Raw genomic sequence first — 16,694 nt, 5'->3', positions numbered from 1 at the left:
TTTAACTTTTGTCACAGCCCTTTTTTATTTCGGATAAACGTGTTCCATAAGTCAAAATTCTCCGTCTAACTTCGAATTACTCATAGCAAATTACTCGCTATGAGTAATTTCGAGTTAGCACTCAAATTTTCCCGACTTATGTCACACTCTCTTTAATTTTACCTGATAAAACTACAACTCTCGGCAAACTCTCTTAAACATTGCCTTTAATCTAATCTGGAAGCTTTTCTGCGCCCAATTCAACAAAATCATAATGCAACTTCGCATTGTCGTTGAATTCTTCAATAGCTAATTCGATTAAACGATCCAATAAATCACTGTACCCGATTCCAGTTACTTCCCACAACTGTGGATATAACGAAATGTTTGTAAAACCTGGGAGAGTATTTACTTCTCCAAAATACGGAACATTATCTTTATCTACTAGAAAATCCATCCGTGCTAATCCGCGGTTACCTAAAACTCTAAAGGCGTCGAGGGACATCTGCGTAATCTCTGCCGCTAACTCCTGGGGTAAATTAACAGGCAACTGAAATTCAACTCCTGAAGCATCAACAAACTTGTTGTTATAATCATAGAAGACATCTGATTCAGGAATTTTAATTGCACCCAGCTTTGAAGCTTGTGCTTTACGATTACCCAGGACAGAACATTCAACCTCGCGTGGCTGTTGAATTGATTCTTCTACCAACAGCTTGAAGTCATAATGAAAGCCATCTTGAATTGCTTTGTCAAACTCAGCTTTGTTCTCAACTTTATAAATACCAACAGAAGAACCTTGACGAGCTGGTTTCACAAAAAGGACATTTCCAAGTTTTTCACTGCATTTTTCGTAGGACCACTCAGCCTGATTTTCAGGAGTTACCACAACATACTTAGTATTTCGGATCCCATGATAAGTCAGAAGCTGTTTGGTCAAATCCTTATCAAAAGAAATCCCTGATGAAGCAACACCGCTTCCAACCCACGGCTTATTTAATAACCGGAAAAGTCCTTGAACAGTTCCGTCTTCACCCATATTACCGTGAATAACAGGGAAGAAAACATCGATATTCTTTACTTCAGAAATATTCTGAATGTTTGCTAACGGATTAGTAAAATCAACATGCGGCACTACATCCGCCACAACTTGATCTTCGTCTTCTCCATCAAAAATGCGCATCGAATCCTTGTTTCCTAACAAGTAACCATCCTTGGTAAACATAAATACTGAAACTTCGTACTTATCCTTATCCAGTGCATCATAGATATTATGCGCCGAGCGCTTAGAGACATCGTGTTCGGATGAATTCCCTCCAAAAAACAATGCAACGTGCAATTTTTTCTTATTCATGAATATAACTCATTCCTATTCAGTAATCTTATTATACGGTTTATTCTATTATACGATAATTTTTAGCTTAAGGTTGTCCAAGCAGCTCTCACTGCTATAAAAGATAATACCACGAGAACACCACATTTGTCAGTTAAATGTCTTCGTTATTTTATTTTGGGCTCTTTTTGAACTCATATTTACATAATCTTTTCTTTATAACCGACATGAACATGTTAAAATTAAGGTAGTAATTAAAAATCGGGGTGATTTATTTGGCTGAAAAATTGTACGGGATCATCTATATGACTTCGAGACAGGTCAATCTTTCAATTATTAATCTGCACTCTCTCAAGGTAGTTGAGAGTGCAACTTCTAATTTTTTTGATAATCGCAGTTATGAATATAAACATAATATAGAAACAATTACCACTTCACTGAATGGCTTTATCCACCTGTTAAAAGATTATGGCGTCAAAAACTATCATTTCTGGGCAAATCAACAATCACTAGACGCAATTAGTGCACGCTATCTGGGTGAGCAAATTTATATTAGAACTTCATTACGAGTTCGCTGGTTAAATACCAGTCAGCTGACGTACTATAAAGCTGCGGCAGTGATTACGCATCTAGACAATTTTAAAAAACTCAGCCTGGCCTCTACTTTCTTGCTAAGTCTTGGATCAGAACGTGTTTCACTTTCTCACTTTAACAAGCAAAAATTTGCTTCAACCTGGAACATTGACTTGGGTGCTGTACAGATTCATGAAGTATCTGCTGCTTTAAAACCCGTCACTAGTAATCCAGTTGAAGTCCTCGATGATTATATTGGCAGCAAACTTGAACATCTGCGCCATATTTTCTTTGGGAAAAGAGCTCCTTCCAGTCTGATAATTCAAGATGCTACGGCACTCAATAAGCGTTTCATTCCGCAAGGAAAAAGTTATTACGCTTTAAACAGTACAGAATTTGATGAACTCTACCGTAAAATTATTAGTTCTTCTGATCAATTTCTAATGGACTACTTTAATGTTGATGAAAATGATGTCGCACGTATCGTTCCTTACTTCTTATTAATTCATAAAATCATCAAATTGATCAATGTTAAGAAAATTGTTGTGACCAATATAACAGTCTCTGATGGCTTGGCAATTGAACGTGCTGACAAAATTGGAATTTCAACAAGTCACTTAGAAGAAATGATCGTGACAGCAGCTGAAAATATTGCTGGGCGTTATTTAACAAGTAAATCACATCGTGAAAACGTGTCAAAAATTGCACTGCATCTTTTCGATCAACTGAAAAAGATCCATCATCTAGGAAAACGGGAACGTCTTTTACTGCAGGTTGCTTGCATCGTTGCAGACATTGGAAACTACATTAATCAACAAGGCCATTACCGTCACTCAGCGTACATTCTAGAAGCTAATAAGCTAATCGGTCTTTCCAATGAAGAAAATCAGATCATTGCTGAAGTCTCACGCTATCACAGCAGTGAATCTCCCGAATCGCAGCAGCCGCATTTTCAAAAACTCGACCCAGAGGTTCAAATGAAAGTGGCTAAATTAGCTGCACTGCTGCGCTTGGCTGACGCACTTGATGACTCACGTGAAGAAAAGATCAGTAAAATCTCAGTTTCATTACGTAACACCGAAATGATCATTTCTGCATATTCAAATCAAAATCTAGCTTTAGAAAAATGGTCTTTCTCCAACAAGGCCGACCTTTTTGAAGAAGTCTTTGGCATTAAGCCTATTTTGAAGCAACGGAGGCAACTAAAATGACAGAAAATTTTGATAATCATAGTTATTTTAAAAATCGCGAGTTAAGCTGGCTTGACTTTAACGGACGTGTTTTAGAAGAAGCGCGTGATCCGGAAAATCCTCTACTGGAAAGGGTTAATTTTCTGGGAATTACTCAAAGCAACGTCGATGAATTCTTTATGGTCCGAGTTGCTTCGCTCAACAAGATGTATTCTGTTAATATTCAAACAACAGATGCTTCCGGAATGACGCCCAAGGAGCAAATTGACGCCATTAACATTCAAGAACAAAAAATGGTCGAAAAAAGATACACAACTTACAACCGTTCGCTCCTTCCGCAACTCGAAAAAAATAATATAAGAATTATTAAAGCCTCAGAAGCTACCGAAGAACAATATAAATTTATCAGGCGCTATTTTAATGATGAACTGTATCCGGTCTTGACTCCACTGGCAGACGATTCATCGCGTCCTTTCCCGTTCATCAGTAATAATTCGCTCAACATTGCAGTCAGAATTCATGAAAGCAGTAATGAGAAAAACAAACGTTTTGCTACCGTGCGCATCCCTGATGTTTTCGCACGCATCATTCGACTGCCGCATGCAGACAATACCTTTATCCTCTTGGAAGACGTGATTAAAGAATTTATCGGTAGTCTCTTTACGGGATACAGGGTTAGCGAAGCTGCTGCTTATCGTGTGATTCGTGATATGGACCTAGATGTTGCAGAAGAAGACACCTCTGATTTACTGCGCGAAGTTCAAAAACAATTAAAGCAGCGTGAACATGGTGGTGTAATGCGTCTTGAAATTGAGAACACAATGAGTGAGCGCCTTAGTAAACGGCTTATCAAAACACTGGCAGTTGACGATAAGGCAGTTTACCGCATAAACGGACCAATTGATCTAACTTTTCTCAAGAAACTACCGCGTGTAGTCACGGGGCATGCAGATTTGTCCTATCCTGCTTTTAAACCTTTCGTGGATCCCAAATTGACGGCAGGTAAAAATATCTTTGCTGCCCTAAGAAAACGGGATTTTTTGCTGCATCACCCCTATGATTCCTTTGCAACCGTTGTTCGTTTTATCGAACAAGCTGCAACTGATCCAAATGTTTTAGCCATCAAGATGACCCTGTATCGGGTCTCTGGGAACTCTCCAATTATTAAGTATCTTGGAATGGCCGCTCAACATGGTAAACAAGTTACAGTTTTAGTCGAAGTCAAAGCACGTTTCGACGAAGAAAACAACGTCCGTTGGGCAAAACAGCTTGAAAAAATGGGCTGTCATGTTATCTACGGTCTCGTTGGATTAAAAACTCACTGCAAGGTTGCTCTAGTCATCAGGCACGATGAAGATGGCATCAGACGTTATCTCCATCTAGGCACTGGAAATTACAATGACGTGACTGCTAATTTCTACACCGATATGGGAATTTTAACTGCCAACAGTGATATTGGAGTCGATGCTTCACACCTCTTTAATATGCTATCAGGTTATTCTAAACCGCCTTATTTCCACAAACTGCACATTTCTCCACATAAAATACGAGAGTTCATTAACAAAAAAATTGATGAGGAGATTAAAATTTCCAAAACCGGTAAGAAAGCCCTGATCAAAATGAAGATGAACTCATTGTCCGATCAGAAAATCATCGAAAAACTCTATGAAGCTGCTGCTGCTGGAGTTAAAATCCAGTTAATTGTTCGGGGAATTTGCTGTCTAAAAAATGACCTGCCCGCTATTGGTAACAATATTGAAGTACACTCGATTGTTGGTCGTTTCTTGGAACATAGTCGCATTTATTACTTTTATAATGAAGGCAAAGAAGACGTCTATCTCTCAAGTGCGGACATGATGACTAGAAATTTAGATCGCCGTGTGGAACTTCTCTTCCCTGCTTTGCAAGAAGATTTGCAGCGCAAAATAATTTCAATTTTCAAAACAATGTGGGAGGATAATGTTAAAACCCGCGTTCTTAATGGCGAGTCCTTTGAAAAAATCGATCGTCGCGGATTAGCGCGCTTAAGTGCGCAAGAATACTTTGTAGCAGAAGCACAGAAGAAAAATAAGCTATTGTTGGACAGGCAAAAAGAAGCTGCACGTGATGATTCGGTGTTCACACCAATGACTCAACACGATAGCTCGTTACCTGATGATCAGAGGGAGGAATAAGCACACATGATTAATTTTGCGGTGATCGATCTAGGCTCAAATTCTGTTAGAATGACAATTACACAGATTAAGAAAGATGCCAGTATTGAGGTCACCCATCAACTCAAAGAAATGGTACGCCTTTCAGAAAACATGGGACCTAAAAAAATCTTACAAGCAGAACCGATTGAGCGCACACTCAACGCTTTGAAAGAGTTCAAAAAAATCTACGCGGCACTACCAAATGTCCATATAGAAGCCTTAGCAACTGCTGCGGTTAGACAAGCCGTAAATCAGGCTGATTTTTTGAAATTAGTCAAAAAAGAAATTGGACTCAATTTTCAAGTTATCACTGGCCGTAGAGAAGCCTATTTAGACTTTCTGGGAGTCACAAAAACCTTAGCTGTTGGAGATAATTGTCTGATAATTGACACAGGTGGTGCCAGCACAGAATTAATTTTAGTAAAAGATCAGCAAGTCCGCAAGCTGATCAGTTTGCCGTTTGGTTCTGTCACCATTTCTCAGACTTTTAATTTGAATGATGAAATCAAAGCCTCCGATCTTTTTCTTGCGATGACCGCAATTGAAAAGGAATTGACCGATGTCAATTGGCTGTTTGAAGCACATAAAAGCAAGTTGGTCGTACTGGGAGGAAGTAATCGAACGCTTGCAAAAATCGCACGGCGCAAACTCAATCTTGATCCTTTGCCTGATCTGCATGGTTTCAAGCTGCCTAGTCAAAATGCCTTTGAAATTTTTGCAAATCTGGTTGACCGTGACCGAAAAGAACGTGAAAAAATCTCTGGGCTATCAAAAGTACGTGCAGATGTAATTGTTGGTGGTTTAATCCCAATTTCTCTTATTTTAAGAACTTTGCACATCCCTGAAATTTTGTTCTCAAATCATGGGCTACGTGAAGGTGCGTTCTTTGACTATCTTGAAACAAGTAAACTAGAAGTGCCGACTTCCAGCATTCAGCCGCCGTGGACTAAGGCCTGAATTATAAAGTAACCTGGGTTTGGTTACGCATAATTCTGGCTTAGGCACAGGAGGTTGCTGGTTGGAGCACGTTAAGATAGAAGTGCGACAAGCGCCGGGAGACTTCGAGCACTAGCGCTAAATTGCAAAATAGTCGGTCTGTGACTATGCGCAATTTTTAGCTAGGCGCAGAAGGCTGGTGGTTGGAGCACGTTAAATAGAAGTGTGCAAAAAGGCGCTAGGTTTTGAGGCTTAGCGTCGGATCACAATGGTAACTGAACTTGTTACCGGTGTGATCCATGCTAAACACAAAAACCTGCCTTTTGGAGCACGTTAAATAGAAGTGCCGACTTCCAGCGTTCAGCCGCCGTGGACTAAGGTCAGAATTATAAAGTAACCTGGGTTTGGTTACGCATAATTCTGGCTTAGGCGCAGAAGGCTGGTGGTTGGAGCACGTTAAATAGAAGTGCCGACAACCACCGTTTAGCCTTTGAGCACTAACATCAAATTGCAAGATAGTCGGGTTGTGACTATGCTATGAATTTTTTCAAAATAAAAAATAAGGGGCTGTGACAAAAGTTAAATTTTGTCACAGCCCCTCTTTATTCCGAATAAACGTGTTCCATAAGTCAAAATTCTCCGTCTAACTTCGAATTACTCATAGCAAAGTACTCGCTATGTTCGTAATTTCGAGTTAGCACTCAAATTTTCCCGACTTATGTCACACTCGCTCCTTATTTTAGCCTACAGTATGGCTGTAAGTTATTAAAGCGAAAGAATCGCATCTTTATTTTTAATAGTTTTAATCATCCCTGCCGCCATCGAACCAAATTTACGCCCTGGGTGAGTTAGATTATATTCACAAATTTCTAGCGCACAGAGAAACAGAAGACAACGTTGTAAAGCATGTCCCGGAATTTCAAACTCATGCACTGCACTGTAGCCTTTCAAAAAAATATTCCGTAATGCAGGTTCCCTGACTTCATTATAAAAAAATTTAATAAAGTCTTGATACGCAGTTCCCATATGTGCACGTTCAAAGTCAATCAAGATCTCATTTCCCTGATATTCCATGATATTACGTACACTAAAATCACCATGAAGTACGACTTTAGGGATCTGCTCGTACTCAAGATCACTCTGGTCAAAGTCTTTTTGTAAAAGTTCCAGCACAATTTCAGTATCTGCCTGATAAATACTACCGGTTAAAGCCTGCACCTTTTCTTGTAATTGTTCAGATAATTTCAATTTAGACTCTGCAACTTTAACATTTCCCGTTAACTGCAGATGGAAGTTGCCGAGAAGCTGGCCAAAATGATAAGCACGTTCTTGGTTTATCTCACGCTCATCAAGATCTTTAAGTTCTCGATCGTGAAGCGTAACGACATAATTATCTTCAAAAATTACACTATCAAGATAAACCTCTGGATAGTATACCTGATTTACATGCTGTTCTGCATAAAACATTTCAGGATCCTTAAAAATTTTAACAAACAAGGGGCATTTATAAATTTTGCTATTCCCCACCAAATGCTGATTGCCTGCAACATCATGGATACTCTTCAAATCAGCTTGATAATAATCATTTAAAAAATCGACCAGCAACCTTCTCATCCCCATTCTAAACTAATTATATTGTACTGAACTATTTCTCAAATGGCAAGAACCCCTTGGTGCGGTCAATCTGAATTACTTGTATTGTACACTGTCACAAGTTACCCTAAGACTGATAAACTAATAAAATTCACTTTTTGGGGGCAATTACATGTCTAAAAACAAAGTCAGTAGTTCTTTGATGTGCTTCTCGTTTTTTCCCCTTTTATCTTCACTTTAATTAGCGGAATTGTCTGCACTGCTAAACCAGATATGCGAGATAGAAATTAAGCTCTTGGCTGCATAAAACGGCATACGCACTAACCTCTTCTAATCACGTTTTTGAATTTGTTTAAGTAAACGCTCCTTAAGCAATCGTTGTGTCGCAGTATTGCTGTGCAGTTTTGACACAAGTGCGCGCGCAACTTGATTTTCACCTTCTAAATATGCTTGAAAAATTGCGGCACTGACGTACAACTGTTGGTGTCTTTTCTTTAAGCTGCTTTTTGTAAGCCGCTCGTTAAGTTGGTCAAGTATCTGTTGTGCTGCGTTCTTTTCTCCAAGTTCAATTAAAGCTGCACACTGATATCGGAGAACATACGGCTGTATTCTAGGGGTAAATATTAATGCTTTTGCCAAATGATGACATTCTTGATAAGCCCCCAACGCATATAAAACCGCGATAGCATACTCACTAATTACGGTACTAATCAACGTCATCTTGGTTTGCGGCACCGCAAAATAAAGTTTGATGAATCCCCAGACACTTTGATAGTGTCCTTGATCAATTTTATGTTTTAAGCTTAAAAGTCGGCTGTTCTCACACACTACTAACGCTCCAAAAAATATGATCAGACTACTTATAAGAAACATCCATGAAATTCCAAATTGACTAGAACTATTTGAAATGATAAAGGTTAGAAATAATATCAAAATAAAAAACAAGTAAAGTTCAAAAGAAAACAAACGCAAATTTATACTGTGCTGCAATAGTTGATAGGCGAGCTGATCTTTTGCCAGTTCTCCTTTGAATAAAGGCTGCAGACTTAAGGTCCTAATCTTTGCTTGCAGTTGCTCATTTTTGTGTGTCTTATGATGTACCCAAACTCGGAAAAGCCAAAGCAACAACCCATAAAAAAGCAGTAACGGCAGCACACTCAGATAACTAAGAAGTTCTGCATAACGCAAAGCAGCAATGCTAATCCCAACTTCAGCAGCTAAAAAAGCAAGTGTAGTTAATAGCAGCTGCCTTTCACTCTTTTTCCAAATAACACTGGGAGCAAGCGCAGGTACTTGGGAAACATGCAGTCCTAAGTAAGCCTCCCTAAAATACAATAAGCTGACGGCCCCTCCTGCTACTAAAAGCTGCGTTCCTTGGCGAAAGTCGTGAAAAACAAAATAAAGCTTGGCTGCATTATATAAATAAAATGTTGCACAAATTGCAGTCACAAGCGCAATTAAAACACGCATCTTTTTCAATGAAAGTCTCTCCTTTTTAATCTCGCGCAGGCTGTTCCTTGACAAATTTAAAATTGGTTGCAGTCTCACTTCTTACAAAGAGTCCTTCTTGCAACTGCCCCTTTTTTGCATAATCGCCCGCTTCGCCTTGCCCAACTCTTAAGTACAGCTTTCCTGCTGCATAATACATATTTACTGGAGAATTAAAGGGCGACTCACCCGTAGTTTGCTTAAAACTATTAGGAATGTCATAGCTTACACTAGTAAAGTTCTGCCCACCATCACTTGAATATTGTAACCCATGGAGCTTAGAGGCGTAGTAACACTCCCTAGTATTTTCCCAAAAGACGCAGCTCAAATTACTAAGAACGGTCTCCTTTAATGGGACCGCCGTCCAAGATCTCAAATCGGTGGTTTTGACAGTTTCATAATAGTCTGTCCCTAGGGAACGGTTAACCGCATACGTCACATATAAAGTCCCTCCCACCTGTGAAATAAATGCATTTGCCCGATAACCATTTTCTGGTAATGCTGAAAAATGCCAAGAACCTGTCCGCAAACGAAAAAGGAGTCCCGTTTGTTTATCTTGGTAAGCAATAAATGCTGTAAATTGTGGTGAAATTAAATAACTGCCGCTATTTAGGTCCTCATTGCTAGTTTCAGATGCCGTTCTAAAAACATTCGTATAACCACCTGGAACTTCAATCTTGCTCTTGCCACCATCATACGTGACATACAATTTTTTGTTTTCTGTCAAAAAACGATACTGCGCATTACTATTTTTTTGCGGAGTTTGTATCGGCAAGGATTCTTGCTGCTTATTACTTGACTCCTTTGAAGAAAACATTTTTCTCGCTGCAGGAACACTTTTCGTAAGTTTTCCTTTAACAGAATCGACATGCCACTGCTTGTTGTCAGCAGAAAATTTCCAAAAAGTTGTACTATTAATGGCTTGTCCATGCTGTGCAGTTCCCTTAAAAAATCTCAGTGCCTGCCGGTTTAAACTAGCTGGATAAATTTTTACTTTGACCATGGTAGTATCATTGCCAATATCACTGATCGTTCCTGTGTATCCACGGCCGATGCGATAATTATATGGTACCCGCCACCCTGTCAGTCTTTTATTGTATCTTTGCATAATTTCTTCAGTTGCACTGCTGATATCGAATTGTGTTGCTTTTTGACCACTAATTTTTGGAACTTGATACTGCCGCCAGATCATTTCCTGAAAAAAACCAACTCCACAAAAAATTGCGATAAATCCAATGATTACCAAAAAGACCTTTTTCATCTTTTTTCCTTTCCAGAACTGCCACTTAGTCAACTTCTGCAACTTTCCACCAAATCACTGCAGCTTTTGCTATTTTTCCAAATTAAAGAGGCTGCAACAAAACATCTGCTTTGTCACAACCTGACTGTTAATTTCTTCTTATTAATGTGGAATATATTGAATTCGGGAAAAGATTATCTTTGCCCCCTTCATATCTTACAAAGGCAAGTCACCTACTTGCTAGGAGATATAAGGATCACTTCCTTTCAGTCACTTAAGCAACAGTTTTTCGGAAATGCATTCAATACCTCTCACCCCCCTTAATATCAAGAGATCAATTCCACGCTTTTATTTTAACACAGAAAACTTTCATTTTGCTAGACAATTCTTTTTTTAGCTTGAATTTTTTGAAAATAAGCAGTAACATTATTGCAAACTTTCGCTTAGTTAACAGCCATCACTGTCAACGAGAATTTTAGTAAAAAGTAGTTTAAAATTATGATTTTAAGGTTGGATTAAGGAGCACATTGCAATGGAAGAAGATCTAGGATTCGTCTACGCCTTGGAAAATAAATCTTTTCCTGGGTATATCAAAATTGGACAAACAAAAAATTTAACAAATCGATTAGCACAACTAAATAATACTGGTATTCCAGATGGGAAACCAACACTACTACTATTTGCAGTCCAGCTCAATAACTATAAACACGCCGAACGTTTATTACATAGTGCTTTAGCTGACAAACGCGAAAGCACCTCCAAAGAATTCTTTAAAGCAACCTATAATCAGGTCAAAACAGCTTTCGATCTGCTGACCTTCAACGATGAACACGCAGCCTTAATTCGCCCAGAAGAATATAATTCAAAAATTACCGGTAAAACTTATCAGATAATTACGCGTAAAATCGGTTCACGTCCTAATAGAACTTTTAAATATCTGAGCATTCCTGCGGGTGCAAAGCTTTCATTTAAGGAAGATCCTAAAATTCAGGTCACTGTGCTCGATGGTAAAAACCATGTACTTTGTTATTGTGGTCAAAAACATACTCTTTCACGCGCAGCAATTTGTTGCTATGATTTTTATCACTGCTTATCCGCGGAAAAGCAGGGTCACGATAGAAACGGTTTTGATTGGTTTAAATATAACGATATTCTCGTTTCAGCGATCAAACCCATGGTTAACCAAGAACTTGGGTAATTTATCGCAATACCGTTTAATCTTGGCGGGTTGTGTGCCTAACCTGTTTTAAAAAATTAGTCATAATAGGGGCTGTGATAAAAGTTAACTTTTGTCACAGCCCCTATTTTATTCCGGATAAACGTGTTCCATAAGTCAAAATTCTCCGTCTAACTTCGAATTACTCATAGCAAAATACTCGCTATGTCCGTAGTTTCGAGTTAGCACTCAAATTTTCCCGATTTATGTCGCACACTCCTTCTAGTTATTCTGCATAAACGTGTTCCATAAGTCAAAATTCTCTGTCTAACTTCGAATTACTCATAGCAAAGTACTCGCTATCTTCGTAATTCCGAGTTAGCACTCAAATTTTCCCGACTTATGTCACACTCTCCTTCTAGTTATTCTGCATAAACGTGTTCCATAAGTCAAAATTCTCCGTCTAACTTCGAATTACTCATAGCAAAGTACTCGCTATGTTCGTAATTTCGAGTTAGTACTCAAATTTTCCCGACTTATGTCACACTCTCCTTAAATATCTATTAACGTCGTGTTTGGTTCCACGTAACTGAGAATTTAACCAACCGAACCTTCCATCTGATATTCAATCAGCCTATTCAACTCAACTGCATACTCCATCGGAAGTTCCTTGGTGAAAGGTTCCACGAATCCCATAATAATCATCTCAGTCGCTTTTTCCTCAGAAATTCCGCGACTCATCAAATAATATAACTGCTCCTCTGAAATCTTTGAGACTTTAGCTTCATGCTCCATTGAAACATTTCCATTTTTAATTTCATTGAAAGGAATTGTATCACTTGCACTTTTTTCATCTAAAATAATCGTGTCACATTCAACGTGTGAAAATGAACCATCACTATGCCGTCCAAAACGAACCTTTCCACGATAGTCGACCCGCCCTCCATCTTTACACAAAGATTTAGAAACAATCGAACTTGAAGTATTCTTGGCATTGTGAATCATCCGTGCTCCTGTATCAGAGTCAATATTTTTGCCAGCAAAAGCAATTGATAACATTGTTCCCCGGGCACCTTCGCCATTCAGATAGACACTTGGGTACTTCATTGTGACTTTTGAACCCAAGTTTCCGTCGACCCATTCCATTGTGGCATTTTCCTGCGCACGCGCGCGCTTAGTCTCTAAGCTGTATACATTATCAGACCAATTTTGAATAGTGGTATACCGGCAATACGCATCGCGTAAAACATTCACTTCCACTACGGCAGCATGCAAGCTGTCTTGCGAATAATTAGGTGCGGTACATCCTTCGACATAATTCACGCTGGCACCTTCATCAACAATAATCAGCGTTCTTTCAAATTGTCCACTATTACCAGCATTAATCCGAAAATAACTTTGAATTGGAATCTCAGTCCGTACCCCTTTAGGTACATAGATAAAGGTCCCACCTGACCACACGGCTGAGTTCAGTGCCGCAAATTTATTGTCAGATGGCGGAATCAATTTACCAAAATACTTGCGTACTAAGTCAGGGTATTCCTGCACTGCAGAATCTGTATCCATAAAAACAATTCCCAAATCTTCGAAATCCTTGCGCATATTATGGTAAACAACTTCTGACTCATACTGCGCCGAAGAACCTGCTAAATATTTTCGTTCAGCTTCTGGGACTCCCAACCGATCAAACGTCTTTTTGATGTCGGCTGGAACATCTTCCCAGTTACGCGCAATCCGATCACTATCACGCCTAAAGTAATTAATGTGGTCCAAATCCAATACAGACAAATCTGGTCCAAAATCGGGCAATTCCATTTCTTGGTAACGTTTAAATGCCTTAAGGCGAAAATCCAGCATCCAATCAGGTTCATTTTTTGCTGCCGAAATTTGACGGACTGTCTCTTCGGTTAAACCCTCACCAGTCGTTAAAATGGGGGCAATATTATCTTTAAACCCATACTTATACTCGCCGCCTAAGCCAAGTTGATTTGCATCAGCCATTGCTGGGCCTCCTTCTCTTATCTTGCTTCATTCGCTTAAACTCTACACTGCGTCTCTAATTCTAATCCTGAACTTCTGCTAATATCTGATAAATAGCTTTCCACGCCAGAGTTGCACATTTGATTCGTGCTGGAAATTGCGTAACCCCTTCCAGGATCGCTGCATCGCCTAAAATCTCATCAGCATTTGCAGGATCTTGACCAGTTACCAGTTCTGAAAAAGTCGTGACCATTTTCTCTACTTGTGCCGGTGTCTTATGCAAGACCTCGTCCGTCATCATGCTGGCTGAAGCTTGGCTAATCGTACACCCTGTTCCAGAAAACGCGATTTCACTAATCTTTCCATCGTCAAGACTAACCTCAAGCTGTAAAACATCGCCACAAGTTGGATTACGCAATTCCAATTGCTGCTTGGCATTGGTTAGTTTACCATGATGGTGCGGATGAGCTGCATGATCAAGAATCATCTGCCTGTATAAATTATCCAACCTAGACAGTGCCATTTTTAAAGAACTCCTTCGTTGCCTTAACTGCCTTGACTAACTGTTCAACGTCTTGTTCGGTATTATACAGGTAAAAGCTTGCCCGCGCCATTGCAGCGACTCCAAGATATTTCATCAATGGTTGTGCACAATGATGGCCTGCTCTGACAGCAACTCCCTCCATGTCAAGCGCAGTCGCGACATCATGCGGATGAAGTTGCTCAAGGTTAAATGAGATAATTCCTGTTCGCAGCGCCGGATTCAATGGTCCATAGATTTTTAAGCCCTTGATTTGTTCCAATGCTGGCAATGCTCGTGCGCTTAAAGCCTGTTCATGCGCTTCAATTTGTTCCATTCCAATTTGCGAAAGATAATCAATAGCTGCGCCTAAACCCACAACTCCCGCGATATTTTGCGTACCACCTTCAAACTTCCATGGGATTTCCTTAAAAGTTGTCTCCTGGAGCTGCACCCAATCAATCATTTCGCCGCCAAATTCAAGAGGCGGCATTTCATTGAGATAACGACTCTTCCCCCACAAGATTCCAATTCCTGTAGGTGCAAGCATTTTGTGTCCCGAAAAAGCAAAAAAATCTGCGCCTAAAGACTGTACATCAATTTTCATATGCGGGGTTGACTGTGCCCCATCAACTACCATAATTGCCCCATGACTATGAGCGAGATTTGCAACCTGAGCAATCGGGTTAACGACTCCTAAGACATTAGAGACATGCGTCAACGCAACAATCGCCGTTTTATCAGTAATTTGTTGACGTGCACTTTCCAAATCAAGTCGCCCATCCGCAAGTAATTCGATATACTTCAACTGTGCACCCGTCTTTTGTGCCAATTGCTGCCAAGGAACAAGATTACTATGATGTTCCATGTAAGAAATGACAATCTCATCCCCCTGCTTAAGATGAGACATTCCATAGCTTCGAGCAACCCAGTTTAAACCCTCAGTTGTACCCTTAGTGTAAATAATCTCACGCTCACTAGGAGCATTAATAAAGTTTTTGACTTTAAGCCGCACTTCTTCAAACTTTTCAGTAGCACGTTCCGCCAAAGTATGGACACCACGATGAACATTTGCATTATCATGATAGTAATAATTTGTTAGTGCCGCAATCACAGCGCGCGGCTTTTGCGAAGTGGCAGCGTTGTCTAGGTATACTAACCGTTCATCATTAACTTTTTGTTTCAAGATTGGGAAGTCCTGTTCATAATTATTCATCTTTTTGTCCATCAACAAGCTTCCTTTCTATTGTAACTTTGAGCTGTTCACGAATCAGTTGTGACGGAATTTCTGCTAACACTGGTCCTAAAAAGCCGCGAATCACAAGGCGTTCAGCAATCTTCTTTGGCAAGCCTCTGCTCATCAGATAATAAAGCTGTTCTTGATTAACCCGTCCTACACTGGCGGCATGCCCAGCTGTTACGTCATTATCGTCGATCAACAAGATAGGATTTGCATCCCCTTTAGCCTTAGTGGAAAGCATCAGCACACGGCTTTCCTGCTGTGCATCGGCACCCTTTGCACCTTTTATGATATGTCCAATACCATTAAAAGTCAGTGTGGAGCGTGATAAAATGACACCATGTTGCAGAATATGACCAATCGTATGTTTGCCGCTATTAGTCACCCGTGTGTCAATTCCTTGGACTTGATTGCCCGTTGAGATTGCCACTACTTTGACTTCTGAATGAGACCCGTCTCCGACAAGATCAGAATCAAAATCTCCCACAATATTACCGTCATTCATCATCCCCATCGACCAATCAATCTTGGCATTTGTCCCGAGATGACCTCTGCGATTAAGATAAGTGGTTGTATTGCGTCCTAGACGATCCACGCTTGCAAACTTAACATGACTGTTAGTTCCCGCAATCACTTCCACAATGATATTAGCTGTTGTTTCAGTTTGCCCTAAGGTTGTCAGGTTTTCCAAATATGAAAATTCACTGTTTTCTTCAGCGACAATAATTACATGGTGCACATAATCTTGCTTTTCTGTTGCATCCTGTACAAAATAGGAGGTTAAAGGATCCTTTAAAACCGTATTTTTAGGAATATAAACAAAGAGCCCACTAGTCAAGTAAGCTACATGCTGCGCTGTCAATAAGTCTTCATCAACTTTAATTGCTTTTTTCATGAAGTACTTCTTTACCAATGCGGGATGTTCACGTAAAGCAGTTTGCCAGTCGCAGATAATCACACCTTGCTCTTCAAAGAGGTCCAATCCCTTTGTAGTTACAGTTTCTTGGCCTAATTGAACTACTAAATGAGCAGCATCTTTTAAAGAAAGCTGCTGTAGTAATTCTGGTTTAGAATGGCGTTGCTTAAGTGCCCCTTTTAACTGAATTGGCCACCGTTGATATTTGATTTTCTCGAACGAAGGAAGAGTCAGCTGCGGCAATGCTTCTAATGCTTTGAGTCGCAGGGCAGTGAACCAGTCGGGTTCGCCCACCTTTTGTGCATATTCTTTGATCTCAAGGTAGTCCTTGGTTTCAACTGTCATATTATCTCTC

Annotated in this window: 12 protein-coding genes; 4 read left to right on the top strand and 8 right to left on the bottom strand. The window is 39.8% G+C overall.

The genetic code is table 11. The annotated features are described in order from the left end of the window. Positions 1–211 precede the first annotated feature (211 nt). A complete protein-coding gene (locus AB3Y88_RS10945) occupies positions 212–1,333 on the bottom strand; it encodes a D-alanine--D-alanine ligase family protein (RefSeq protein WP_228890188.1) in 1,122 nt (373 codons plus the stop codon). A 254-nt stretch (positions 1,334–1,587) separates the two neighbouring features. Between AB3Y88_RS10945 and AB3Y88_RS10940 the strand changes: the two genes are divergently transcribed. The 3 genes from AB3Y88_RS10940 to AB3Y88_RS10930 are packed head-to-tail and all read left to right on the top strand — an operon-like array spanning position 1,588 to position 6,227. Further along, positions 1,588–3,096: an exopolyphosphatase gene (locus AB3Y88_RS10940; protein WP_228890185.1), complete on the top strand. Its 1,509-nt coding sequence runs from the start codon at positions 1,588–1,590 to the stop codon at positions 3,094–3,096. Further along, positions 3,093–5,249 (top strand): RNA degradosome polyphosphate kinase, encoded by a 2,157-nt coding sequence (locus tag AB3Y88_RS10935; protein WP_056961166.1) that lies wholly within the window; start codon positions 3,093–3,095, stop codon positions 5,247–5,249. The genes AB3Y88_RS10940 and AB3Y88_RS10935 overlap by 4 nt, the downstream gene beginning before the upstream one ends. A 6-nt stretch (positions 5,250–5,255) precedes the next feature. Continuing rightward, positions 5,256–6,227: a Ppx/GppA family phosphatase gene (locus tag AB3Y88_RS10930; protein ID WP_228890180.1), complete on the top strand. Its 972-nt coding sequence runs from the start codon at positions 5,256–5,258 to the stop codon at positions 6,225–6,227. A gap of 744 nt (positions 6,228–6,971) precedes the next feature. Here the strand turns inward: AB3Y88_RS10930 and AB3Y88_RS10925 are convergent. The 3 genes from AB3Y88_RS10925 to AB3Y88_RS10915 all read right to left on the bottom strand — a co-directional run bounded on the left by AB3Y88_RS10925 (position 6,972) and on the right by AB3Y88_RS10915 (position 10,548). Continuing rightward, positions 6,972–7,811, bottom strand: coding sequence for an aminoglycoside phosphotransferase family protein (locus AB3Y88_RS10925; protein WP_056961168.1), 840 nt, complete (start codon positions 7,809–7,811; stop codon positions 6,972–6,974). Between the two features lie 318 nt (positions 7,812–8,129). After that, positions 8,130–9,278, bottom strand: coding sequence for a hypothetical protein (locus tag AB3Y88_RS10920; protein WP_228889345.1), 1,149 nt, complete (start codon positions 9,276–9,278; stop codon positions 8,130–8,132). A gap of 16 nt (positions 9,279–9,294) precedes the next feature. Beyond that, positions 9,295–10,548 (bottom strand): hypothetical protein, encoded by a 1,254-nt coding sequence (locus tag AB3Y88_RS10915; RefSeq protein ID WP_156653523.1) that lies wholly within the window; start codon positions 10,546–10,548, stop codon positions 9,295–9,297. A gap of 511 nt (positions 10,549–11,059) precedes the next feature. On the opposite strand from AB3Y88_RS10915, the gene AB3Y88_RS10910 reads away from it, so the two are divergent. Next, positions 11,060–11,725: a GIY-YIG nuclease family protein gene (locus tag AB3Y88_RS10910; protein ID WP_054758143.1), complete on the top strand. Its 666-nt coding sequence runs from the start codon at positions 11,060–11,062 to the stop codon at positions 11,723–11,725. A 555-nt stretch (positions 11,726–12,280) separates the two neighbouring features. Here the strand turns inward: AB3Y88_RS10910 and sufB are convergent. The 4 genes from sufB to sufD form a co-directional block, all read right to left on the bottom strand. After that, the gene (gene sufB / locus AB3Y88_RS10905) at positions 12,281–13,684 is read right to left on the bottom strand and encodes a Fe-S cluster assembly protein SufB (RefSeq protein ID WP_228889342.1); all 1,404 of its coding nucleotides are present in this window, start codon (positions 13,682–13,684) and stop codon (positions 12,281–12,283) included. Positions 13,685–13,745: 61 nt separating this feature from the next. Continuing rightward, the gene (sufU, locus tag AB3Y88_RS10900; RefSeq protein ID WP_056961172.1) at positions 13,746–14,186 is read right to left on the bottom strand and encodes a Fe-S cluster assembly sulfur transfer protein SufU; all 441 of its coding nucleotides are present in this window, start codon (positions 14,184–14,186) and stop codon (positions 13,746–13,748) included. Then, positions 14,173–15,411: a cysteine desulfurase gene (locus AB3Y88_RS10895; RefSeq protein ID WP_315972238.1), complete on the bottom strand. Its 1,239-nt coding sequence runs from the start codon at positions 15,409–15,411 to the stop codon at positions 14,173–14,175. Before AB3Y88_RS10895 ends, sufU begins: the two co-directional genes overlap by 14 nt. After that, complete coding sequence (gene sufD, locus AB3Y88_RS10890) at positions 15,392–16,684, bottom strand: Fe-S cluster assembly protein SufD (protein ID WP_228889338.1); 1,293 nt, start codon at positions 16,682–16,684, stop codon at positions 15,392–15,394. Before sufD ends, AB3Y88_RS10895 begins: the two co-directional genes overlap by 20 nt. Positions 16,685–16,694: the final 10 nt, after the last annotated feature.

Origin of the sequence: Liquorilactobacillus satsumensis (assembly GCF_964065465.1) — a bacterium.
Classification (GTDB): domain Bacteria; phylum Bacillota; class Bacilli; order Lactobacillales; family Lactobacillaceae; genus Liquorilactobacillus; species Liquorilactobacillus satsumensis.
This window is presented reverse-complemented; position numbering and strand designations above follow the sequence as displayed.